The sequence below is a fragment of the Enterobacter sp. HK169 genome, from assembly GCF_001719105.1.
GTDB lineage: Bacteria > Pseudomonadota > Gammaproteobacteria > Enterobacterales > Enterobacteriaceae > Enterobacter > Enterobacter asburiae_B.
Genome location: NZ_CP017087.1, coordinates 1,048,798 through 1,072,270 on the forward strand (window position 1 = coordinate 1,048,798; position 23,473 = coordinate 1,072,270).

Consider the following 23,473-nt stretch of genomic DNA (forward strand, 5'->3'; position numbering starts at 1 on the left):
TCGCGGGACTTCTGCCGGCCAGTCAAAGATAAACAGATAGTAGCCGGATACCGTCACAAACAGCATGAATGAAATTATTAGCAACGTATAAATGGCTAAATAGCTGATGAATTTTCGTATCAACGCTTTCACTGTCAAATTCATTAGCTATCTCGTATTGACCGAAAAGTAGCCGGCCCAATGGGCCGGCTACACTCATCACGCGTCTTTCGTCTTCAGCGACGGCAGTTTAGAAACCAGACGCAGGGAAACGGTCAGACCTTCCAGCTGGTAGTGTGGACGCAGGAAGAACTTCGCGGCGTAGTAGCCCGGGTTATCTTCAATCTCCTGCACCTGCACTTCCGCAGCGGCCAGCGGTTTACGGGACTTGGTCTCCTGAGAGGAGTTCGCCGGGTCACCGTCGACGTAGTTCATGACCCAGTCGTTCAGCCAGCGCTCCATCTCTTCGCGCTCGCGGAAGGAGCCGATTTTGTCGCGCACGATGCACTTCAGGTAGTGTGCAAAGCGGCAGCAGGCGAACAGGTACGGCAGACGAGAGGCCAGACGCGCGTTGGCGGTGGCATCCGGGTCGTGGTACTCGGCCGGTTTCTGCAGCGACTGCGCGCCGATGAAGGCGGCAAAGTCGGAGTTTTTGCGGTGAACCAGCGGCATAAAGCCGTTTTTCGCCAGCTCAGCTTCACGACGATCGCTGATGGCGATTTCGGTCGGGCACTTCATGTCCACGCCGCCGTCATCGCTCGGGAAGGTGTGGCACGGCAGGTTTTCCACCGCCCCGCCGGACTCCACGCCGCGAATCGAGGTGCACCAGCCGTACTCTTTGAAGGAGCGGTTGATGTTAGCGGCCATCGCATACGCGGCGTTCGCCCAGGAGTAGCTGTTGTGGTTCGCGCCGTCGGTCTGCTCTTCAAAGTCAAAGCTGTCGACCGGGTTGGTGCGAATGCCGTACGGCAGGCGCGACAGGAAGCGCGGCATCACCAGGCCCAGATAGCGGGCATCTTCGGATTCACGCAGCGAACGCCAGGCCGCGTATTCGGTGTTCTGGAAGATCTTGGTCAGGTCGCGCGGGTTAGCCAGCTCCTGCCAGGACTCCATCTGCATCACGCCCGGCGCGGTACCGGTGATAAACGGACAGTGCGCCGCAGAGCCGATGCGCGCCATTTCGCCCAGCAGCTCAACGTCCTGCGGGCTATGGTCGAAGTAGTAGTCGCCCACGATGCAGCCAAACGGCTCGCCGCCGAACTGACCGTACTCCTGCTCGTAGATTTTCTTGAAGATCGGGCTCTGGTCCCAGCCCACGCCCTTGAAGCGCTTCAGGGTGCGGCCCAGCTCCTGCTTGGAGATGCTCATAAAGCGGATCTTCAGCATCTCGTCAGTTTCAGTGTTGTTCACCAGGTAGCTCAGACCGCGCCAGGCGCTCTCCAGCTTCTGAAACTCTTCGTGGTGAATGATCTGGTTTACCTGCTGCGACAGCTGCTCGTCGATACCGGCGATCAGGTTCTGAATGGTGCGGTAGGTGTCGTTGGAGAAAGTGACGGTATTTTCCAGCGCCTGCTGCGCCAGCGTTTTGACCGCGCTTTCGACGGCTGAACGGGCCTGATCGGTTTTCGGGCGGAACTCTTTGTTCAGCAGCGCGCTGAATTCATCCTGGCTGAACGCCTGACCCGCCTGCTGCTCGTGTTGTTGAGTCTGGTTGCTCATCGATTATTCCTCGCTACCTTTCGCGCTTTCGTCATTTTTCGGCAACTGGCTCAGGGATTTGAGCAGCGTCGGATCCTGCAGAATTTTAGCGATCAGCTCTTCCGCACCGTTTTTGCCGTCCATATAGGTCAGCAGGTTGGAGAGCTGGGTACGCGCTTCCAGCAGCTTGTTCAGCGGCTCGACCTTGCGGGCCACCGCATCCGGCAGGAAGTCGTCCATGCTGTCGAAGGTCAGATCCACGTTGAGCTTGCCTTCGCCGGTCAGGGTGTTATCCACCTGGAACGCCACGCGCGGCTTCAGCGCCTTCATGCGTTCGTCAAAGTTGTCGATGTCGATTTCGAGGAATTTACGCTCGTCGACGGCCGGCAGATTTTCAACCGGTTTGCCGACCAGATCGGCCATGACGCCCATCACAAACGGCAGCTGAATCTTACGTTCTGCACCGTAGATCTCTACGTCATACTCGATCTGCACGCGGGGGGCACGGTTACGTGCGATGAATTTCTGCCCACTGTTACTCATTGCCATGATGTTCTCCATCAAAGATGCGCGGTGAAGGTGAAACGGCAGGCTCCATGCCTGTCGTCATAATGCCTGGACGCGTTATTCGCGGCGCCCAAAGATGTTTTCAAGTTGGTTAACGCCGTCTGGCGCAAGGTCGCGAATAATGTCCATAAAGTTAAGTTCTGACAGCCGCTGCACCCGTTCAATCATCAGCGGTGCGGGGTGGCTCGGTTCGTACTGCGCAAAATACTGCTTCGCTTTTTCCAGCATCAGCTGCGCGTCGGCGCGGCTGGTGATCTGCACGCTGCGCCAGTCGGCGACCGGCTGAACGGGCTGCGCTGCCGTCGACTGCTGCTCGGCCTGGGGTTCTGCCTGCGCCTCACGGTTCGGCAGCAGCTTGCTGATGTCGGTTACCTGACACGCGCTGGCGACCAGCCCGACGGTTTTCAGCAGCTGTTCCATCTCGGGCACGCCGCTTTCACCGAGATGCCCGGTGAGAAGCTCGCGAATCGCCAGCAGACGTTCGTTAATGACGATAACCGCTGCGGTTCCCGGCTGGTCGCCGCGGGCCAGCTCGTCAATCAGCCGTGGACGGCCGCCGGGATAGTCCGGGCATTCCGTCTTGCTGCCGTCCAGCAGGGCCTGGGCATCCCGGAGCGAAATTTCATCGCCGTTTGAACGCAGAAGCGAGGCGTTTCGCACGGCGACGGTGAGGTCGGATTTATCGCTCAGCCCTGCCAGGGCGTTAATGCGATAGAACGGATCGGTTTCGCCATACTCTTCCAGCAGCGGATAGAGCGTCTCCCAGTAACGGGCGATCGCCTCCTGCACCAGCAATAATCCGTCCGCGTAGCCCGCCAGCCCGCGGCGGCGCGTCCAGGCATGGGTTAACGCCAGCAGTACGCGAAGATCTTTGGTGCGGGTCAGCAGGCTGGTGGCGTATTTTTCCACCGTGTTCCAGTCAGCGGGCTCTGCCGGGATAATGGTGTCGCCAAACTGCTGTTCCGCTTTCCCAAGACTTGCCTGATTCATGATCTGGAAGTCGGCGTCGTACTCCAGGTTTTCGCCGCAGGGTTTTTCGGGACTGATTGGCGCGAGAAATTCTTCGATATTCATGAGATCCCTGCTTATTCAAACATGGGCGGATAGAGACCGTGACGCCCCGGACGGGCGCCCCCTGCCGGGTCGAACAGCAGGGTGAAAAGCTGCCCGGTAAAGTTCCCGCTGTGCACGTGGGTGTACAGCGGGTAGCCGTCGCAGCGGTTGGTCCACCAGTAGCTGGTCTGACGCAGCGGATCAAAACACTCGGCCGCCTGAGGCCAGCCCAGCGTGCTCTGGCCGTCCTCGTCATAGCCAATCACATCAAGGATGTCGGAACGCTTTTGCGGCTCGACGGGCTGCGGCGCCGGAATGGTCATCAGCATCTCATCCAGCTGTGAGGCGGAAAAACTGTTGCGCACCGCGTGCAGCCCCAGGCGCCCAATCTGCTGGTACCAGCTTTCGGCCTGGCTGAGCAGGCTGGTCGACCACTCTGACGGGGCGAAGCTCAGCTGCAGGCAAACCGGATACTGTCGGCCAACGCTGTCGCGGCCGGGCAGCAGACAGCCCATCTGGATCATCTGGCTGCCCAGCATGGGCGGTACCACAAAATTCCAGACTGGCGCTTTGTGAAACTGGCGCTCGCCGCTGCGCTGCTCTTCCTGCTGCCAGGCCAGCAGGCCGACCTGGAACCAGTGTGACCACTGGCGCTGTAAAGTGTCAGGAAAGCGACGCTGCAAAAAATCTCCGGCGCTGGGTAATTTGCCATACCAGCTGTAGCGGTTCATCGCAGGGGTATTCGTCATACGGCTGTCCTTGCGGTTATGGGCATGAGAAACGGGGAAGCTGGAACGGGTTACGAATGCTGTTTGGCGCAAACTCCAGCGTGACCTGATGTCCGTCGACGTTGAAGGTGGCCTGACGGCTCAGGCTACCCGCGCCCGGGCTGGTGCTCGCTTTATCGAAGAAGCGGTTGAGCGCCCAGGCACCGTTGGTGACCAGCGTCGCCGTGCTGCCGTTCGCCAGCCCCAGCTGCATGCGTACCTGGTTAGTGCCGCCCGGCCCCGGCCAGTTCATGATCTGTACGGCCTGCGGACCGTGGCTGTAGCGCAGCAGCTGGCCGTCGACGTCCAGCGTCAGGTTCAGAATGGAGTTATCCATTCGCACGGTGCGAACCGTCACCTTGAAGGACGGCGTCGTGGCGCCATTAGCAAAGAAAGCGTCGCGAATCGACTGGGCCTGCTGGAACGGTCTCAGCAGCCCTTCGCTTCCCGGCAGCGTTTTACCGTCGATGCCCGGCATAAAGCGCCAGTTTGCCTGCGTGGTATCCACTTTATTGGTCAGATTGTCGCGGAAGAAAGCGTCCATCAGCCCGGTTCCCGGCGCAAACATGCGCGCGAGATCGTCAGGGGTGACCTCGGTGCTGGCGCTGCGCACCAGCGGGTAACGGCCGGCGATCGCCTGACGGCAGAATCCGCCCACCTCAACGTTAATCCGCTTACGCACGTTTTCGAGGTCGCGGCGCTGGGTATCGCTGCTGGCGCCCACCGCCATATTGCTGAACATGGTTTGCAGCCCGCCCGGCAGGCGACCGGCGCTGGCCTGCAGGCGGCTGATCGCCTCGCCGCCCGGTGCCGGCATGCCGCTGTTGGCCGCGTCCTGGACGGCGGTCAGGTAGCGGTAGAGCTCATCCACCTGCTTGAGAAAATCATCAAACACGATGGTCTTCCCGCCCTTCTCCAGCGGCTGCGCCAGCTCAATCATCGGCGCGTAGTGGTCGGTGACCAGCTGTTCCGGTGCCTGGGTGACCACGGCGGCCTGGGTCGGCGCAGCGTCATTGTTGCTGAACAGCGCTTCCAGCGTGCGGGTGGCGCGGTTGCTCTGCGCCTGCGCTTTATCCGCATCTTCCTGCGCTGGCGCATTGCGTGACAGCGTCAGGACCTGACTCAGGTTCTGCACCAGACGGCGCAGAGGCGAGTTTGCGCCGGAGAGCAGGCGCGCGGTGTTGATGCGCTGGGAAAGATCGGCGCTGTTATTGAGCTGGATGTCGGCGAGGAAGCGATCCCAGTTCGCGATAAAATCGCGCATGTAGAGCTGGCGCACGGCGTTATCGATCTGCTGTTTATCTTCCTGCGCCGTCGCGGCCCCCAGCACCCAGGCATCGTCCTCGTGCAGGGCGGTGGTTACGCTGTCAATCTGGCCGTTAAAGCTTTTCCAGTAGCCGTCCGGCGTATACAGACCCGGCACGCCTTCGCTCACCGGCTTGCCGCTTTTGCGTGAAAACACCAGCTCGCTCTGCGGTCCGCCCAGATCGGAAAGGGAGACCGGCTTGAGGTTGTCATCATGTTCAAGCAGGCGTTTGAGACGACCGTAAACGCGCGTGGAGAGCGGCTGCTGGCCGATCATCGCTCTTTCGCGGGCCACCAGAGATTCATCCTGCGCGTACGGCGAGGCCTGGATTTTCGGTACCAGCAGCTGCGTCAGGTGCCATTCAAGCTGCTGCAGCTGCGCCTTCGTGACGTTCTGCGGCAGATTTCGCTGCAGGTTGAGCATCACCCACGAATGCAGGAATTTACCGTCGTAGTGCTTCGGCTGATACAGCATCTGATAGGCTTTCAGCGCTTCATAGCTATATTCCACATCGCTACCGTTGTCGTTGCGCAGCCAGGTGGTGATGTGCATAGCGACGGCAGGCAACAGCATCTGATCCAGCGCTTTCTGGTACAGAGACTGCGAGGCATCGCTGACGTCATCTCCGCGGTAGAGCCCCATACGGCGGGAGACGGGCGGATCGTTTACATCAAACGCGTCGCTTTTCGGCAGGTCCACCAGACCGTTCAGCAGCGGCAGCAGATCGAACAGGTCACGCTGGGTCTGGTTCTGCAGCGCTTTGCTCTGCTGGTCCAGCAGCGGCACCTTCGCATCCACCTCTTCCAGATAGGCCTTGTTTTTGGCATAGCTGGTCAGCCACAGACCGCCGAGGATGACCAGCAGGGCCAGCAGCGCCGCGTAGCCGGACCAGATCACCGCCCGGTTGCGCAGCTCCCACCAGCGGTTTTCGCCCGCGATCCCGGCTTCCTGGAAGATGACGTTTTGCAGCAGGTTCTTAATGAAGAAACTCTGACCTTTTGCCCCCGGGATAGGCGCTTCTTTGCTGACCGAATCCCAGTTATCCGCCTCTCCCCCTTCCGGCAGCGACAGCGCGCGGTTCAGTTCGCCCATCACGCGGTCGAACGGCATACCTTCCTGCGTCCCGCTGGCGAAGTAGATCCCGCGCGGAGAGAACTCGGTTTCGAAGTTGGAGCGGGCGAAGACCGTGCTCAGGTAGTCCGCCAGCAGCGGACGCAGCGCGGCGAACTCCTGCGGGAAGAGATACGCTTCAGCGCGGGTTTTCGCGTCATGCTCTTTCAGCATGGTTTCCGGCAGCCCGGCATCAAGGCGCTGCTGGAGCAGAGAAAACTCCTGCTGGAAGTTGCCCATCAGGTCGTAATCGGCGTGTTTGGTTTGCTCCCACGGCAGCGTAAAGCCCCAGATCTGGTCGCGCTGCGCTTTGTCGTAGTCGGCAAACCAGGCGCGGAAACCTTTAAGCAGGTCGGCCTTGGTCACCATCACGTACACCGGGAAGCGGATACCCAGCTGTTCATGCAGCTCGGACAGACGCTGGCGCAGGTTCACCGCCTGCTGACGGGACGCCTCGGCGGACTGGGTGAGCAGGTCAGAAATGCTGATGGTGATGATGACGCCGTTGATCGGCTGGCGGCGGCGATACTTGCGCAGTAACCCCATGAACTCCAGCCATTCGCCGGCGTCCTGCACCTGCTCGCTCTCCTGGGTGGTGTAGCGGCCCGCCGTGTCCAGCAGCACCGCTTCATTGGTAAACCACCAGTCGCAGTTACGCGTGCCGCCAATGCCCCGCAGCGCGGTTTTACCGAAGCGATCGGCCAGCGGGAACTGCAGCCCGGAGTTAACCAGCGCCGTGGTTTTACCGGATCCCGGCGCGCCAATAATGACGTACCACGGCAGCTGATAGAGATATTGCGTGCTGAAGCGCTGCGTCCACTGGGCGCCCTGGCCCGCTTTGCTGAAGTGCGCTTTTTTAAGCATCTGCGCGGCTTCATCAAAGCGGCTGGCGAGGATCTGCTCCTCGCTGTTCAGCCGCTTCTGCGGATCCGCCGCTTCCGGGCTGGCGGTGTTCTCTTTGAGCTTGTCCATCAGCTTGCGGTTCAGCCAGGCATTGTACAGGCGCGGCAGAATGTGGCCCTGCGCCCAGAGCAGATAGACCACGGCAATGCTGATAATGCGGTTCTGCTCAGACTCAAGCGGTCGGGTGTCCACGATGGACAACAGGGGACCAATCATCCAGATCACCGCCGCAAGCGCCGTTACGCCGAGGAAGCTCCACAGAATGCGGTTGGTCAAGATGGAAAGAAGTGTAGTCAGCATCCTTAGTTTCCTTGCGGCAATCCGTTCAGCTCAGCCTGAGTGTTTTCAGGCGACACCAGCAGAGTAATTTCCACACGGCGGTTACGGGCGCGGTTTTCAGGCGTCGTGTTCGGCGCCACCGGGTTAATCTCGCCCCGCCCTTCCGCTTTCACGCGGCCAGGCTGAGAGAGGCTTCCCTGCAGCATTTTCTGTACCGAGCGGGCGCGTTCCAGAGAGAGTTCATAGTTCGAGGCAAAGCGCGCGCTGCGGATCGGCACGTTGTCGCTGTAGCCCACCACCAGAATTTTGCCGCTGACGTTATTCATCGCCTGCGCAATGCGGTTGATGACCGGTTCATAGCGGTCACGCACGACGGTAGAGGCGGAGGCAAACAGCCCGTCGCCCTTCAGGATAACGACGCTGCGATCCGCTTCGTCTTTCACCGCGACCAGGCCCGCCTCGATTTCAGGCTTCAGGAAGCCGCGCAGGTTCAGCACCGCCGGAAGCTGACGGGCCGGCTGCTGAATAGTGGTTTCCGGCAGCTGGGACTGGTAAATCTTCGCCAGCACCGGGTTGGTGTTATCGCCAAGGCGCCAGTTAAGCACGATATAAAACAGGCAGGCGATAAACCCGGCCAGCGCCACGCAGGCCCACAGGGGAACCATCGGCCGCCAGAGCTTGCGCAGTACCGGACGATCTTCCGGATGGGGAGAAAGCGGCGGCGGATAGCTGCCGCGCACGCCGCGGATCATCTGCCACAGCCGCTGCTTGATGGTTTCAAGCTGCGTGCGGCCATTATCCAGCACCCGATAGCGTCCTTCGAAGCCCAGCAGCAGGCAGTAGTTGATCATCTCCAGCAGCAGGATATGCTCGCGCGGGTTCTGCGACAGGCGCGCCAGCAGCTGGAAGAACTTCTCGCCGCCCCAGGTTTCGTTGTGGAACGTCACCAGCAGACCGTTGCTTGACCAGACGCCGCTGCTGCCCCAGGGGGTGAGCGCGGCGGCCTCATCGAGCGCCGTACACAGGCAGTAACGCGCCCCGACGATCACTTCGTAGGGCAGCCCCGCCTGCTGGCAGCGGACTTCGAAACGGCGAATCTCATCGATCAGGCGCTGGCGTAACGCCACCTGATCGTCATGGGAGACCGAATGACGGATCTGCGGAATCGCGTTGAGCAGCGGATTGGCGGCCGCCACCAGCTGGTTGTTGCTACTGGCTCCGGTAAACCCGGCATTACTGCCGGTGTCCTGTCGTTCCTGCATATTAAGCGCTCGCTTTATTATTCTGTCGGGCTACGGATGGCCCAAAACTCCATATCCAGCCCCGGGAATTCGCCTGCAAGATGCAGGGCGAATGCGCCGGACTTATCCATCTCGTGCCACAGCTCGCTGCCCTTCTCCAGTTCAAAGTAGCTGTAGCCGGCATGCCACGGGATCTGCGGCGGCGCGACCGGCATGGCGCGCAGCATAATGCCCGGCAGCTGGAGCTGAACCAGATCGCGGATTTTCGAGACCGGCGCGACCTTCATCTGCGCCGGGAAATGGGTTTGCAGGTGTTCGCCTGGCACATTGGCTTTTACCGCCAGCACGAAGCCGAACTCGCGCACCATGCTGGTTTCAGGCACCGTGGCGATGTTCAGGCCGTGAGAGCGTTCGTTAAGCGGCAGCTGAATCGCGTGGTCTTCCATCACCAGCGACAGCCCCTGACGCAGCATCAGCATCAGTTTGCTGAAGCAGTTAGCCAGATCGTCATGATCGTAAATCGGCAGCACGCTTTCGGCGGTACGCTGCGACGTCCAGGTGGCGAGCTCGGTCGCAAACGGCAGCCAGCTGCGCCAGAGCGTTTCCGGATGCAGCAGCGGGAGGGTTTTTAAATGAGAAACCTCGCCCAGATGACGGTTAACCAGCGACAGCAGCGTGAACTCAATCAGTTCAGAGGTGTTAAAGCGGCCAGGCTGGCGCAGACGACCGCCAATTTGCTGGCTGCGCTGCACCAGCAGACCGTGCAGATCGTTGATCATGCTGTAGATCTGCGGGCTGTTGTTGGCGTTGAGCATCGGCGGGATGTAGCTGTTATCGAGCCGCACGTGGTTATCGTTACGTTTCTCAGTCACAAACGCCACGCCGATGGCGGTCCATTCCGCCGTGAGGTCTTTTTCCAGCATCAGGGTCAGACGCAGACGGCCAAACTGGACGGTGGCATCCCCCACCGACATGGCGTTGTCGTCTTCCACCTCTTGCTCGAAAGCGATGAAGCGCGCCAGCGAGGCCGGCTCTTCGCTAAAAATCACCTCTTCTCTCTCGCCACGACGAACCGGCAGCGCGAGCACCACCTTTTCGTTGGTGAGATTGTCAGGAATTTTCAGCGGCGCAGGGCCGTTGCGCCCGTTACGCACCTGGAAAAAGGTGCCGTCCGGCAGCAAGCCACAGCAGTAGCTCAGGGCAATGCATCCCTGACGAAGCATCGCTTCATCCAGTTCCACGTCAAGAAAGCCCCAGAGATATGACCGCTGTAGCGCGCCCCATTCACGAACATGGTTGAGCAGATAGCTTTCAGTCCGCTGAAAATGGTGTGGACGCAGGAACATGCCCTCGGTCCAGACGACCTTTTCTGCTTTCGTCATGATGATGTGTTTCCTGTGTTGAAGCGCGTTACTGGCTGATGACCCGAATGCCGTTCACGTCGAGAAAAACGTTGGCCTGAAGTTCATCCGCGGACCATTTCCAGAACTGGTAGATATGATTTTCGCCAGGCACAGGCAGAGGGAGTGAAACGCGCCATTTTTTGCCATCCAGCATCTGATACTCCGCCATCACGCCGATGTAGCGGGCCTCCGGAGAGCTTTGCCCGCTGAGGGTTTTGGACAGCTGTCCCGGCATCAGGAAGAACACGTCGCTGTTCAGCAGATTCGCGCCAAGCGTGGCTGACGCGTTGTTCTGCAGGGAGTAGAAGTCGCTGGACATGAAATCCGCATCGGATTTCAGCAACAACACCCGGACCTTAAGCGGCGCAGATTCGTTGATTTGTGGATGAGCCTGAAACTGCAGATTGTAGCGGGAGGGGTCGCTGTGTGAAGACGACGTACAACCACTGACCAGGGCGAAAATCACCGCGTAAAAGAATAACCACAGCTTATGAAAATTTTTATTATTCATAAAAATGCGCTCATGCAAGCCGTTTAGTTCAGGATCCAGGTACCGTTAGCGCTGTCTTTGCAGGCTTTGCTGTTGCCATCGACGTCGACACAGGTCGCTTTTTTACGCGCCTTCGGACGAATGGCCTGTTTACGCACGGCGGCGTCGTACAGGTCGGCCTTGATCACGGCGCGCATCGGGACGTAACCAATCAGCTGATCGTTGCCTTCATCGGCAAGCGCCATCCAGTAATGTTCAACCTGACCCAGCACCACGTACGTTTTTCCGGTGTCGAGAGTGCGGATAACTTTGCCGCCGAAGTCAGGACGGCTCATCAGGGAGGCTGGATACATGGCGCGATACGGTTCGTTGACCGGGTTGAACTCCGCCGGCGGCGTCACAGCGTGACGGTGGGTTAAGGTCACGCCGTTGACCTGGCTGGTCTCGATCGTATCGTCGTTGATCACAGGTTTCTGCGGCGCTTTACAGCCCGCCACCGCCATTACAAACAGAAGTGAAAACAGTACGCGCATTTTCATATGCTTTTCCGTAGCGATATTTCGATGATGAAGATAAGGGAGTGAAGTTTGACTTAGGTGCTATTGTTAAAATAGCCAGGATATTTTCGGGGCGTTACTATTTTAAGGGCATAGCTACCGCACGAGCCCTTCAGAATAAGGCCCAGTGTCTTCCTGACATATTTTGACAAACGGTAAACAAGTTTACATGAGCTTCGTCTCAATTCAATATTTACCGGTACGTAACTGTTGGTAAATGAAGCAGTCGGAAAATTATAGGATTAATCCTATGAAAAAACCCGATATGACCTACGCCCTTTTATTTCTTAGCCACATAACATTGCAAGCATATGTTTTATATACTAAAAACACAAAAGAGAACCACTTTCATTAACGCAATACGGCTATTATCGCCACTACCATAATTAGTAGAATTCGCGTATTGGTGAGGTCAGCAGAATATATGAAAGATGAATTATTTGTTGCACTATCAGGGTAACTTTAATATTGAATGCACGTGTTAACGTGAATGTGACTATTTCACTTATGTTGCACGACGTTAATTTTACGCCTCAAAATAACTTTATATTTCGCGTTGCGACAATTACCCAACCAGGCCTGAATTTTATCCTTTAATCATTAAGCCTGAGTTAACCATCCTGACATTATCGCCGCCAAAAAATGCTCGCAATAGCCCGCCAGCAGCGACCCGTGTTTATTGCTGCCGCCCACAGCCTTCATTCGAAATTTTATTGCTGCTACATCCTCTCCTGCTCGCCCCATCTATCTTGCCTACCGTGTGATAGATAAGATTTATTATTAAAATGATAAAATTTCGTTATAATTTCTTTAAATATTTAAGCATCAGATCCGATAAATCGCTGTAATAAAAAGAATTTAAGATAAGGCACTTTTCCGCACCGCATGCGCGTAGCCATCCGGTCGTCATTGCTTTCGCTTATTGTCTTATACAGCGCTTATATGTGTTCAGACGTTGTGTGACCGAAGAAATCAGGAGTGGGTATGAATAAGAAAAGACGCTCGGTGCCGGGTATCAGACACTATGACGGTCCTGCCGGAGGCTGGGGCGCGTTAAAAGCGACGGCCATCGCGGTACGTACCCAAATGGATACCCTGGACGCTCCCGCGACGCTGCTGCGCACCAACCAGCCTGACGGTTTCGACTGCCCGGGCTGCGCGTGGCCCGATAAAGAACACAAGTCGACGTTCCAGTTCTGCGAGAACGGCGCAAAAGCTGTGACCTGGGAAGCGACCAGCAAACGCGTTCCCCCCGCGTTTCTGGCCGAAAACAGCGTCTCCTCGCTGCTGGCAAAATCGGACTTTGAACTGGAAGGCTACGGTCGACTGACGCATCCCCTGCGCTATGACCGGGCAAGCGATACCTTCCGGCCCGTCGACTGGGAAGAGGCGTTTCACCGCATCGGCGCAGTATTGCGCGGGCTCGAACCGGACCAGGTCGAGTTCTATACCTCCGGACGCGCTTCTAACGAAGCGGCGTATCTGTTCCAGCTGTTCGCTCGCGAATACGGCACCAATAACTTCCCCGACTGCTCGAATATGTGCCACGAGGCCACCAGCGTCGGTTTGCCGCGTTCGATTGGCATCGGGAAAGGCACCGTCTCGCTGGACGACTTCGATAAGACCGAGCTGGTGATCTCCATCGGCCACAACCCCGGCACCAACCATCCGCGAATGATGGGGACGCTCCACGAGCTGGCCCGTCGCAACGTGCCGATTATCGTCTTTAACCCGCTGCGCGAGCGCGCCCTCGAACGCTTCGCCGACCCGCAAAGCGTGATTGAAATGGCGACCTACGGCTCAACGGATATCGCCTCGACCTATTTCCAGGTGAAGGCCGGGGGCGATGCCGCCGCGCTGAAAGGCATTGCCAAACATCTGCTGGAAATGGAGGCCGAACGCGGTGACGTGCTGGATCATGCGTTTATTGCCGAACACACCCAGGGCATTGAGGACTTCGCCGCCGATATCGCGCAAACCCGCTGGGACGAGATCGAGCGCGAGTCGGGCCTGAACCGGGCGGCGCTCAAAAAGGTGGCCGACGCCTATGCGAAATCAAATGCCACCATCATTACCTACGGAATGGGTATTACCCAGCACAATAAAGGTACGGCGAACGTCCGCCTGATTGCAGACCTGCTGCTGCTGCGCGGAAATATCGGCAAGCCCGGCGCGGGAATCTGCCCCCTGCGCGGCCACTCTAACGTTCAGGGGAACCGCACCGTCGGGATCAGCGAGAAGCCTACCCCGGCCTTCCTGAACCGTCTGAAGGACGTTTTCGGCTTTGAGCCGCCGTCTCACCACGGACACGATGCGGTGCAGGCCACGCAGGCGATGATCGACGGCCGCGCGAAGGCGCTCATCTGCCTCGGGGGTAATTTTGCCGTCGCGATGCCCGATCACGAGCGGGGTTTTCCGGCGATGGGTAACCTGGATTTGAGCGTGCACGTCGGGACCAAGCTCAACCGTACCCATCTGCTGGTGGGCAAAGAGACCTTTATCTTTCCGTGTCTCGGCCGCACCGAGCTGGATCTCCAGGCCACCGGCCGTCAGTCCATTACCGTCGAAGACTCCATGTCGATGGTGCACGCCTCGTCCGGCAAGCTGAAGCCCGCCTCACCGTTGCTCCGTTCGGAACCGGCTATCGTCGCCGGCATGGCGAAAGCCACGCTGCCGGAAACCCGCGTGGACTGGCTGACGCTGGTAGAGGATTACGACCGGATCCGCGATCTGATCGAGCAGACCATTCCGGGCTTTGAGAATTACAACGCGCGGATCCGCGTTCCCGGCGGCTTCCGTATGCCGCTGCCGCCGACGCAACGCATCTGGCCAACGGCGACGGGAAAAGCGATGTTCTCGGTGTTCGACGGCGTTCACGAGAACGCCAGCGGCGAAGGTGAGCATGTTCTGCGGTTAATCACGCTGCGCAGCCACGACCAGTACAACACCACCATTTACGCGCTGGACGACCGCTACCGCGGCGTGTTTGGCCGCCGCGACGTGCTGTTTATGAACGAAGACGATATGGCGCAGTCAGGCCTGGAACACGGCGACCGCGTGGATATCGAAACCGCCCTCCCCGGCAGCGTTCAGCGTTTGAAGGACATTACCGTGGTGGCGTACAGCATCGCGCCGGGCACCGTCGGCGCCTATTACCCGGAGGCCAACGTGCTGGTACCGCTTGATTATCTGGATAAGGACAGCGGTACGCCGTCGTATAAATCCGTTCCGGTTCGCATCACCCTGCGCTCGAAAGAGATCCGCATGCTGTAAGGCTGCTCGCGCAGAGATAATGATGGATATTAAACAGTTAAAATATTTAATCGCACTCGACGAGACCCGGCACTTTGGTAAAGCGGCCTCGCAGTGCAACGTCACCCAGCCGACCCTCTCCATGCGCATCCGCAGCCTGGAAGAGGAGCTGGGGCTGGTGCTGATCGTGCGCGGGCAGCGCTTTGAAGGGTTTACGCCGGAGGGGGAACGCATCCTCGCGTGGGCCCGCGCCCTGCTTGCCGCACACGACGGGCTACAGGCGGAAGCCGCGCTGTGCAAAGGCCAGGTGGTGGGCGAATTACGTCTGGGGATGGTGCCGCTGGCGAGCGTGGATCCGATGATCTTTATTCGCCAGCTAACGCAAAAATACCCGGAGCTGACCTACAGCCTCTATTCCATGTCCTCAGCGCAGATTGCCGACGGCGTCAGCCGCAATCAGCTTGAGCTGGGAATTTGCTACCTCAACAGCATCGACACCAGCCTGTTTGACATTATCCAGCTGCCAAAAACGAAGATGGGCCTGCTGCACGACACTCGCCATTTCAAGCTCGGCCAGGCAGCGCTGACGTGGCACGACCTGACGGATTTTCCTCTGGGGTTCCTGACTAAAGGGATGCACTACCGGGCGCATATGGAGGCCAGCTTTAAATCTGCAGGCATCGAACCCACGTCCGTTTTCGAAAGCGACTCAACGTTTCAGATCATTCAGGCGGTTCAGAGCGGCGTGTGCTGCGCCGTCATGCCGCTGAACAACGGGCTGGAGGCACTGAACGGCAACTTCAGGATTGTCCCCATCGCCGACGCGAACATTGAGGCTCCCGTCGGCCTGATTATGCGCAGGCAGAAGCCCGTCTCCTCGCTGGCGCTGCGCTGTTTTACCGACGCGCAGGAGATTTATCACGCGGTCAATGAGGCGTAGGCCTCCCGCGTCACCACGCTAAAACCGCCGATCAGCACCGCGTCGCGCACCTCCCGGTATTCCGGCGCATCCACCAGCTCGTGAAGCGCATCGCGAATGGCGTTAAGCGTTTCAGGCGAGGTGTCATGCGAGGTGATCAGCGGCAGTCCCGGCGTCAGCGGGGTGCGGCCAATGACCGCCAGTCCCGCAAGGCGTTCCGGCTCATGGCGCTGCAGCAGTGCCCAGGTCACGCAGTCGATGGCCGCAATATCCCCCGCCCCGCGTTTCACATCAATCAGCGACTGGCGATGGCTGCCGCTGAAGGACGTTTGCGCGAAAAAGGGACCGTCGTTCGCAAGGGGAGCCACTATTTTTCGCAGCGCATTGTAGCCGGACTGGGAATCCGGGGAATTACAGACCGCCCGACGTCCGCGAAAACCCGCCAGCGTCAGGTGCCGATCCTCCTCGCGCACCGCCAGAAAGCTGCGGTACTGGATCCCTTCGCAGCCCGGCGCCGCGTAGTGAAAACAGCCGACCACCTGCACGTCCGGGAGCTGCGTGACCAGCGGATAACCGCAGGTCTGGCTGAGGATAAGCGCAGGCTGTTGCCAGTGCCTCAGCAGATCGGACTCCGGCCAGCCGGGGTCACGATCGACGGACACACCGCGCGCGGCCAACAGCCCCTTTACCGCCAGCCAGAGCGCGCGGGTATTGGCGCGATCCACGGCATACATGGGAAACGCCAGCAGGTTACTCATAACCTTCCCCCTGTTGTTTTGCGGGATGAACGGTGACGTCGACGGGTCTCACCCAGAACTGACGCAGCCATTCACCGTAGCCCCTGACGAGAAAACCGTGGTTTCGCTGCTGGTACGCCTCCCGGTTTTGCTGGTAGATGGCCTTCAGCCCGTACCAGGGAACGCCCGGCAGATCGTGATGGACTGAATGGTAGTTGAGATTCAAAAACAGCACCCGCCAGAATAACCCGGCCTCGTTAATGACGGAGCGCGCCAGCGGATCGTCCGCCGCGCGATGTTCGAAAAACGATCGGACCTTGGTCAGCGCCAGCGCCGGATAGCTGACGGCCAGCACAAACCAGACGGGTGAAAAACCGGTACGCGTCATCCAGGCGAAGAGCGCCACCAGCAGCAAAACGTGAACCAGCCACATCGCCATCGCCCGCAGGTGAAGGTGACGAAATGCCGCCACGGCGCTGCCCAGCGTCAGAAGGATATCCAGCAGCGGGGCCAGCACCAGCCGCCCGGCGAAGGTATTCCGCGCCCGAATCATACGTTTCTGCCAGGGGGAAAAGCGCGCCCAGCTCTCGTCGGTAAAATAGTACGACTCCGGGTCATCCACCGGATGGGTCAGGCTATGGTGCCGATGATGGGCGAGATGGGAGTCCCGGTACAGGCCATACGGATACCAGACCGCCAGCGGGAGCGTGCCGAACAGCTGGTTAAGCCAGGCAAAACGCGTGGGGTGCCCGTGGATTAGCTCATGCTGCAGGGACATGTACCAGGCGGTAAACCCGATGAGCAGGAGCGTGGCGGGCAGCAGGCCGAGCGTTTGCCAGAACGCCAGCGTGGCAAACCAGCCTGCATAAATCGTGATAATCAACAGCCACGTGGGCAGTTCGCTGCGCCATATAAAACCCGATGCAAGATGGCGGATTTGTTCGCGTTGTTGCGGATGTAAATAGAGGGAGCTTCGTTGACTCATTCCTTCAGACGCCGTTTCGCCAGAGATAATTCTCTGACGATCGGGGATAACGCCTGAAATAACAAACAACTTAAATCGCTTTGCTTTGCCAAAAACGTGGGGCGCACGCGTCGCTTGACTTATTCTGTGATAAAGGTACTTTTCAGGACATGAAGAAGATCCTGATTATTGTTCCCGACGGCGGCATGCTGTTTGAAGCCGCCGGTATCGCCGATATTCTGATGCAGGCCAACCGGCTGCATCCGGAAGGTCTTGCGCAGCCCCGCTACCGGATTATCATCGCCACCACGCAGCCTCACCAGGTGATCCACGGCCAGTCCGGCCTGAATCTGCTGGCGGACTATCGCCTGCCGGAGCTGGACCCGCGTGAACCGCTGGATACCATTATCATCACCGGACGCGGCATGAACGAGCAGGAGAGCACGGCGGTGGTGGACTGGCTGCACCTCGCTGCGCCGCACGCCCGGCGGGTAGCCTCTATCTGCGGCGGCGCGATGCTGCTGGCCCAGACCGGCCTGCTGGACGGTCGCCGCGCGACCACCCACTGGCGCCTGCTGGAGACGATGCAAGCCCAGTATCCCGCTATCCACGTCGAAGGCGGTCCGCTGTATATTCAGGATGGTCCCATCTGGACCTCCGGCGGCGTGAGTTCCGGGTTCGATCTGACCCTGGCGCTGGTGGAAGACGATTACGGATTTACCCTCGCCCGCGACGTGGCGCAGGATATGGTGATGTATCTGCGCCGTCCCGGCGGCCAGCTGCAGTTCAGCCGTTATAGCCTGCAGCAGCCCGGCACATCGGGCCCGATAAGCGAACTGCAAACCTGGATCCTGCAAAACCTCACCGCCGACCTGTGCGTGGAAAATCTGGCCGAGAAAGCGGCGATGAGCCCGCGTAATTTCACCCGCGTGTTTACCCGCGACGCGGGAGTTTCTCCGGCCCGCTACGTGACCGAAGCGCGTCTGGCCGCGGCCCGCCAGCTGCTTGAACAGACCCATGACTCCCTTGAGCGCGTTGCCGAGCAAAGCGGGTTTGGCACCAGCATTAACCTGCGCCGCATCTTTGAGAAACAGCTTCACCTCACGCCCGGCGAGTACCGCCAGCGCTTCCACTGCCGCAAGATGGCGTAATCTGATCCTTTTTTGTCGTTTACGCCAACCGGCCCGACGCCTACAGTGACTCCAGACAACAGAGATAAGGAGTGCACCATGGTTAAGGTCGGTATTAACGGTTTCGGCCGTATCGGACGTAATTTCCTGCGCGCGGCGCTGGGTAACCCGGATCTGCAGATTGTGGCCATTAACGATCTGACGGACAGTAAAACCCTCGCCCACCTGCTGAAACATGATTCCCTTCTGGGCAAGCTTCCCGCCCCGGTTGAAGCGGCAGACGGCGCGCTGCAGGTAGACGGGCAGCGGATCGCCGTATTTAGCGAACGCGATCCGGCGAATATCCCGTGGCGTGACGTCGGCGTTGACGTGGTGATTGAGGCCACCGGCTTCTTTACCGAGCGGGAAAAAGCGGCGGTGCATATCACCCACGGCGGCGCTAAGCGCGTCATCATTTCCGCCCCCGGGAAGAACGACGACCTGACGATTGTGATGGGGGTTAATCACGAGCAGTACGATCCCGCCCGTCACGCGGTGGTGAGTAACGGGAGCTGCACCACGAACGGTCTGGCACCGGCCGCTCAGGTCCTGCATCAGCAGTTCGGGATTGAGCATGGCCTGATGAATACCACGCACGCCTACACCAACAGCCAGGCGCTGCACGATCAGCCGGAGAAAGATCTGCGCGGCGCGCGCGCGGCGGCGCTGTCGATTGTGCCTTACTCCAGCGGCGCGGCAAAAGCGCTGGGGAAAGTGATCCCCTCTCTGGACGGCAAACTGACCGGGTACTCCCTGCGCGTGCCGGTGCCGGTGGTGTCGATTGTGGATTTAACGGTAACGCTGAGCCGTAACGTAACCGCCGAAGAGGTGAATGACGCGTTCCGCAACGCGGCCGCCAGCGGGCCTCTGAAAGGCATTCTGGGCTATAGCGATGAACCGCTGGTCTCCAGCGATTACCAGGGCGACCCACGCTCCTCGATTATCGACGGGCTTTCCACGCTGGTGATTGGCGGGAACATGGTGAAGATCCTGGCGTGGTACGACAACGAGTGGGGCTTCTCAAACCGTCTGGTGGATCTGGCGGAGTGGATGGATAAGAAAGGACTGTAAGTCTTACCGTGATGCCGGGTGGCGCTTGCGCTTACCCGGCCTACAAATTATGTCATCATCCAGTAATATCTCCCCATTCCTCGCTGAATATATAATTCTCAATAATCTCAAGTTTATTTAACCCTTTCTAATTCATCGCATCAATTATGAAAACGCACCAATTAACTTAGAAAATAGGTTAATGTTTATTCTTTACTTTACGTTTAAAAGTGCGAGTCCGATCACTGTCCTTAGACGATAGCGTAGACCATGATACACCCTGCACACAACAGGGCCATATTATGTATTACAGCAAGGAAATTATAGAAAGAATTGGATCCGATAAAGATCTTGCATTAAGGCTCGATCGCGCCGTCGCGGGAGTAAAGGACGGTGCCATCGAATATTTAAATAATCTTGGCGATGCGACCACACGCTTGCTTTATTATACCTCTTGCTTCACTGATAATTATCAGGATGTCTGTAAAAAATTGGGTTCGGAAGATTTGAGGTTTTTAGCAGGAGTCGCCGAGCTTGTTAAGCATAGAGATGTAATTTTTAGAATGGTAAGGATTTATATTGAAACGATGCTTCAGAACAGATCCATTATTCAAAGAAAAATTATTCTCGAAAAATTAATACCATTTACAACAAACTATTCAGTAAAGCAAGTATCTAAGAGCGGTTTGATTTATGCCGTCACGTCATACATCTGTTATGGTAATAAAATGAACGCGGCCGTAAAAAGTGCATTTATGAGAAAGGTTGGTTTGAGCACAGGAGGTGTAATTACCGTATTAAACCTTTACGCTATAGTTCAGCATGCGGCAGACAGCGCAAATACACTTAAAAAATTTCAGCCGTTATTTTACCATGCGCTGTATGTTGAAAAGCTGGAAATGATGTATTTCCTTATTGAACCGGTGATAATGAAAGCCGGTTATCTTAACTTAAACACTGCATCCGATAGCGAAATTGCTGATGCGCTGAATAGAATGATGCGATAATGTGGCAATCGATAAAAGCATTTTTGAAACAATTTTTAAAAAGTTTCTTACAAGACATTCTGGATGATTTTTTTTGGTATGGCACTGGAATATTCGCCATCATTCTCGGTGCTGTCGTAGTAAGTTTTATAGAAAACGAAAAAATTGCACTACGAATCGTTGGGATTATTGTATTAGTTGTGTACTTCATTGCATTTCGTTACAAAACAAAGGATCAATAAATGTCTACGCCAGCACATATATGGTTTACTGATGAAAATAACGCGCCCGTTTCAGGCGAGTGTTTAATGCCTACAAGATTGGGCTCTACCGAATTCAAATCGTTTAATCACTCCGTCTGGATCCCGACCAGTTCCAACACGGGAAAACTGACAGGAACGCGCCTTCATGTTCCCATTACCTTTGAAAAAGAAATAGATCGCATCACACCCCATCTTTTTCGTGCCGTATGTACAGGTAAAACCTTCAAAACGGCATTAATCAAAATGTATAAAATTGATGACGCCGGTATTGAGCGCGAATACTTCAATATCACTCTGGAAAACTTCAAAATAACCAGGATCTCGCCAGTATTGCACCCGCTCGGTATCGCAAGTGCGCATATGGAAGAAGTCGAACTTCGCTATGAATCGATTGAATGGAAATATTGCGACGGGAATATCATGTTTAAAGACACCTGGAATGAAAGAGCAACAGCATAGAACAATGAACAACCGTTATGTCCCTCTCCCCAAGGAGAGGGAAAAGGCTCACTCTGCTTTCACTTTCACGCCCATAAGCACAATCACCATCGCCGTTACCAGCAGAAGCCCGCTTCCGGCGAATACGCCGCTGGCGCCGTTGAGGTCAAATACCGCGCCGCCCCCGGCCGCACCGGCACTTATCGCCAGTTGAATTGAGGCCACCAGCAGCCCGCCTGCACTTTCGGCTTCATCCGGAACGGTAGTGGCAAGCCAGGTTGACCAGCCCACCGGAACCAGACCAAATGCAAAGCCCCACAGCGCGACCAGGAACCCGTCCAGCATCGCCAGATGACCAAACGCCACCATGGTGAGCGCGAGAACGCCCATGGCGAACGGCACCAGCGCCAGCGTCAGGCGCAGATTACGCGCCAGCAGATGCCCGGCAACGGAGGTGCCGACAAAGTTGGCCAGCCCAAAGCCCAGCAGGATCAGCGAAATGGTCTCCACGCTCGCCTGCCCCACCGTTTCCAGGAACGGGCGCAGGTAGGTAAAGAAGGCGAAATGGCCGCTGAAAATCAGGATGGTCGCCAGCATGCCGCCGATCATCCCCGGACGACGCAGCACGCGGAACAGCGTACTCAGGCTGCCGCTGCTCTCGGGCTTCATGGACGGCAGGACCCAGAGTTGCCACAGCAGCGCCAGCATGCTCGGCAGAATGCAGAGCACAAAGACGTTGCGCCAGCCGATCAGGCTGCCCAGATAGCTGCCGAGCGGCGCCGCGACCACCGTGGCAATCGATACGCTGGAGAAGATTACCGCCAGCGCCTTCGGTACTTTATCCGCCGGAACCAGGCGCATCGTGGTCGCCGTCGACATCGCCCAGAATCCCCCGATGGCTACCCCGAGCAGCAAACGCCCCATCAGCAGGACGTGCAGGTTGGGCGCAAAGGCCACCAGCAGGCTGGAGATAATTTGCAGGACCGAGAAAAACATTAGCACCCAGCGGCGGTCGATGCTTTTGGTCGCCGGCGTAATCAGCAGTCCGGTCACCAGCGCCACCAGCGCGGTGGCGGTGACGGCCTGTCCGGCCATTCCTTCACTCACGCCCAGGCTCGCGGCCATCGGCGTTAACAGACTGGCGGGCAGAAATTCTGCCGTAATCAAACCAAACACCCCCAGCCCCAGTGAATAGACGGCCCGCCAGGCGGGTTTTGCAGGCGCTACAGCCTCGCTCGCCGCGACACATGAATTCATCTGTTTTTCTCCCGTTATAAAAATGTGACAACTATCGCAAAAGCATAGAAGGTTCACCCTGGACGATCTATGACATATAATCTCCACTTATTGATTATTCGTCCGGAGTTGCGCCATGACCGTACAGTCACCCGATCTGATCAGCGAACTTTTACGCGGCATGCGTCTGTCAGGTGTGAAATACCGGCGGATCCAGGCCAGCGCGCCGTTTGGCGTCGCCTTCCATCAGGCGCCCGGTAGGGCGCAGTTTCATTTTGTGAGCCACGGTAGCGCCCTGCTGCGAATGGAAAGCGGTGCGACGTTCGAACTGAGCAGCGGCGATGCCCTTTTTATTCCTTGCGGTAATTCCCATGCCCTGCTCTCTGACGAGCGGGCAACCATTACGCCCATCAATGCCTTTCCCAGCGAGCCCATCTGCAGCTCGGTGTGTGCCATCACCTGCGAACCCTGCCCGGAAAGCGAGAACACCATCATCTTTAGCGGGTGCATGGATTTTGAGCTGGGTGGGATGCAGCCGCTGATCAAGGCAATGCCGGAAGTGATGATGGTCAGCCGGTTGATGTCCACCTGGCCGGAGATCCACCCGCTGCTGGCGGCGATGGAGCGGGAATCCGTTTCGCGTCAGGCCGGGTACGCCGGGATCCTTGCGCGTCTGGCCGACGTGGTGGCGGCGTTAATCGTGCGCGGCTGGGTTGAAGGCGGCTGCGGTAAAGCCACCGGCTGGGTGCAGGTTCTGCGCGACCCGCGCCTGAGCCGGGCCATTTACGCCATGCACCAGCAGCCCGGCCTGAACTGGAGCGTGGCGGATCTGGCAAAAGAAGCGGGCACGTCCCGTTCCGTGTTCGCCGAACGGTTTCTGGCCGCGACGGGAACCACCCCGGCAAAATATCTCAGCGAGCTGAGGATGCGGCTGGCCATCCAGTACATTCGCCACGAAAATCAGCCGATTGAAACCGTCGCGCTGCGGCTGGGGTACGGCTCTCTGGCGGCATTTAGCCGGGCGTTTAAGCGCATCATTGGACATGCGCCGGGCACGCTGCGGGAAGCCAGCCAGACGCCGGAAGAGGTCTGACGGGCAGGCAATT

20 protein-coding genes are annotated in these 23,473 nt (G+C 57.9%); 8 read left to right on the plus strand and 12 right to left on the minus strand.

The genetic code is table 11. The annotated features are described in order from the left end of the window. Positions 1-198: 198 nt before the first annotated feature. The 9 genes from tssC to EnteroDNA1_RS05120 form a co-directional block, all read right to left on the minus strand. Complete coding sequence (tssC, locus tag EnteroDNA1_RS05080; RefSeq protein ID WP_014884232.1) at positions 199-1,698, minus strand: type VI secretion system contractile sheath large subunit; 1,500 nt, start codon at positions 1,696-1,698, stop codon at positions 199-201. Between the two features lie 3 nt (positions 1,699-1,701). Further along, entirely contained in the window at positions 1,702-2,226 is a 525-nt protein-coding gene (gene tssB, locus EnteroDNA1_RS05085; RefSeq protein WP_008502644.1) for a type VI secretion system contractile sheath small subunit, read from the minus strand. Between the two features lie 75 nt (positions 2,227-2,301). After that, a complete protein-coding gene (gene tssA / locus EnteroDNA1_RS05090; RefSeq protein ID WP_064672691.1) occupies positions 2,302-3,318 on the minus strand; it encodes a type VI secretion system protein TssA in 1,017 nt (338 codons plus the stop codon). Between the two features lie 11 nt (positions 3,319-3,329). Then, complete coding sequence (gene tagF, locus EnteroDNA1_RS05095; protein WP_023312158.1) at positions 3,330-4,046, minus strand: type VI secretion system-associated protein TagF; 717 nt, start codon at positions 4,044-4,046, stop codon at positions 3,330-3,332. Between the two features lie 16 nt (positions 4,047-4,062). Beyond that, entirely contained in the window at positions 4,063-7,683 is a 3,621-nt protein-coding gene (tssM, locus tag EnteroDNA1_RS05100; RefSeq protein WP_069302977.1) for a type VI secretion system membrane subunit TssM, read from the minus strand. 2 nt (positions 7,684-7,685) lie between these two features. Continuing rightward, the gene (locus EnteroDNA1_RS05105; protein WP_069302978.1) at positions 7,686-8,924 is read right to left on the minus strand and encodes a DotU family type VI secretion system protein; all 1,239 of its coding nucleotides are present in this window, start codon (positions 8,922-8,924) and stop codon (positions 7,686-7,688) included. A gap of 17 nt (positions 8,925-8,941) precedes the next feature. Then, on the minus strand, positions 8,942-10,285 hold the full coding sequence (gene tssK, locus EnteroDNA1_RS05110) for a type VI secretion system baseplate subunit TssK (RefSeq protein ID WP_069302979.1): 1,344 nt from the start codon (positions 10,283-10,285) through the stop codon (positions 8,942-8,944). Positions 10,286-10,313: 28 nt separating this feature from the next. After that, on the minus strand, positions 10,314-10,817 hold the full coding sequence (gene tssJ / locus EnteroDNA1_RS05115; protein WP_023312162.1) for a type VI secretion system lipoprotein TssJ: 504 nt from the start codon (positions 10,815-10,817) through the stop codon (positions 10,314-10,316). Positions 10,818-10,840: 23 nt separating this feature from the next. Then, the gene (locus EnteroDNA1_RS05120) at positions 10,841-11,335 is read right to left on the minus strand and encodes a hypothetical protein (protein ID WP_033145802.1); all 495 of its coding nucleotides are present in this window, start codon (positions 11,333-11,335) and stop codon (positions 10,841-10,843) included. Between the two features lie 1,002 nt (positions 11,336-12,337). Between EnteroDNA1_RS05120 and EnteroDNA1_RS05125 the strand changes: the two genes are divergently transcribed. Continuing rightward, positions 12,338-14,626, plus strand: coding sequence for an FdhF/YdeP family oxidoreductase (locus EnteroDNA1_RS05125; RefSeq protein WP_069302980.1), 2,289 nt, complete (start codon positions 12,338-12,340; stop codon positions 14,624-14,626). A gap of 22 nt (positions 14,627-14,648) precedes the next feature. Beyond that, entirely contained in the window at positions 14,649-15,545 is an 897-nt protein-coding gene (locus EnteroDNA1_RS05130) for a LysR family transcriptional regulator (protein ID WP_069302981.1), read from the plus strand. Here EnteroDNA1_RS05130 and EnteroDNA1_RS05135 read toward each other — a convergent pair. Both EnteroDNA1_RS05135 and EnteroDNA1_RS05140 read right to left on the minus strand, forming a co-directional pair. Next, positions 15,524-16,282, minus strand: coding sequence for a phosphate/phosphite/phosphonate ABC transporter substrate-binding protein (locus EnteroDNA1_RS05135; protein ID WP_069302982.1), 759 nt, complete (start codon positions 16,280-16,282; stop codon positions 15,524-15,526). The genes EnteroDNA1_RS05130 and EnteroDNA1_RS05135 overlap by 22 nt on opposite strands. Beyond that, positions 16,275-17,246, minus strand: a complete 972-nt coding sequence (locus EnteroDNA1_RS05140) for a fatty acid desaturase (RefSeq protein ID WP_069302983.1) — start codon at positions 17,244-17,246, stop codon at positions 16,275-16,277. Before EnteroDNA1_RS05140 ends, EnteroDNA1_RS05135 begins: the two co-directional genes overlap by 8 nt. A 149-nt stretch (positions 17,247-17,395) precedes the next feature. Between EnteroDNA1_RS05140 and EnteroDNA1_RS05145 the strand changes: the two genes are divergently transcribed. The 5 genes from EnteroDNA1_RS05145 (at position 17,396) to EnteroDNA1_RS05165 (ending at position 21,152) form a co-directional block, all read left to right on the plus strand. Continuing rightward, complete coding sequence (locus EnteroDNA1_RS05145) at positions 17,396-18,376, plus strand: GlxA family transcriptional regulator (protein ID WP_039263613.1); 981 nt, start codon at positions 17,396-17,398, stop codon at positions 18,374-18,376. A 78-nt stretch (positions 18,377-18,454) separates the two neighbouring features. After that, a complete protein-coding gene (gap, locus tag EnteroDNA1_RS05150; protein WP_069302984.1) occupies positions 18,455-19,465 on the plus strand; it encodes a type I glyceraldehyde-3-phosphate dehydrogenase in 1,011 nt (336 codons plus the stop codon). A gap of 281 nt (positions 19,466-19,746) precedes the next feature. Next, a complete protein-coding gene (locus EnteroDNA1_RS05155) occupies positions 19,747-20,451 on the plus strand; it encodes a hypothetical protein (protein ID WP_069302985.1) in 705 nt (234 codons plus the stop codon). Beyond that, the gene (locus EnteroDNA1_RS05160; protein ID WP_069302986.1) at positions 20,451-20,672 is read left to right on the plus strand and encodes a hypothetical protein; all 222 of its coding nucleotides are present in this window, start codon (positions 20,451-20,453) and stop codon (positions 20,670-20,672) included. The genes EnteroDNA1_RS05155 and EnteroDNA1_RS05160 overlap by 1 nt, the downstream gene beginning before the upstream one ends. Continuing rightward, on the plus strand, positions 20,673-21,152 hold the full coding sequence (locus EnteroDNA1_RS05165) for an Hcp family type VI secretion system effector (RefSeq protein WP_069302987.1): 480 nt from the start codon (positions 20,673-20,675) through the stop codon (positions 21,150-21,152). A gap of 48 nt (positions 21,153-21,200) precedes the next feature. Here the strand turns inward: EnteroDNA1_RS05165 and EnteroDNA1_RS05170 are convergent, their stop codons facing one another. Further along, positions 21,201-22,388, minus strand: coding sequence for an MFS transporter (locus EnteroDNA1_RS05170; RefSeq protein WP_069302988.1), 1,188 nt, complete (start codon positions 22,386-22,388; stop codon positions 21,201-21,203). A gap of 115 nt (positions 22,389-22,503) precedes the next feature. On the opposite strand from EnteroDNA1_RS05170, the gene EnteroDNA1_RS05175 reads away from it, so the two are divergent. Continuing rightward, positions 22,504-23,460: an AraC family transcriptional regulator gene (locus EnteroDNA1_RS05175; protein ID WP_064672700.1), complete on the plus strand. Its 957-nt coding sequence runs from the start codon at positions 22,504-22,506 to the stop codon at positions 23,458-23,460. Positions 23,461-23,473: the final 13 nt, after the last annotated feature.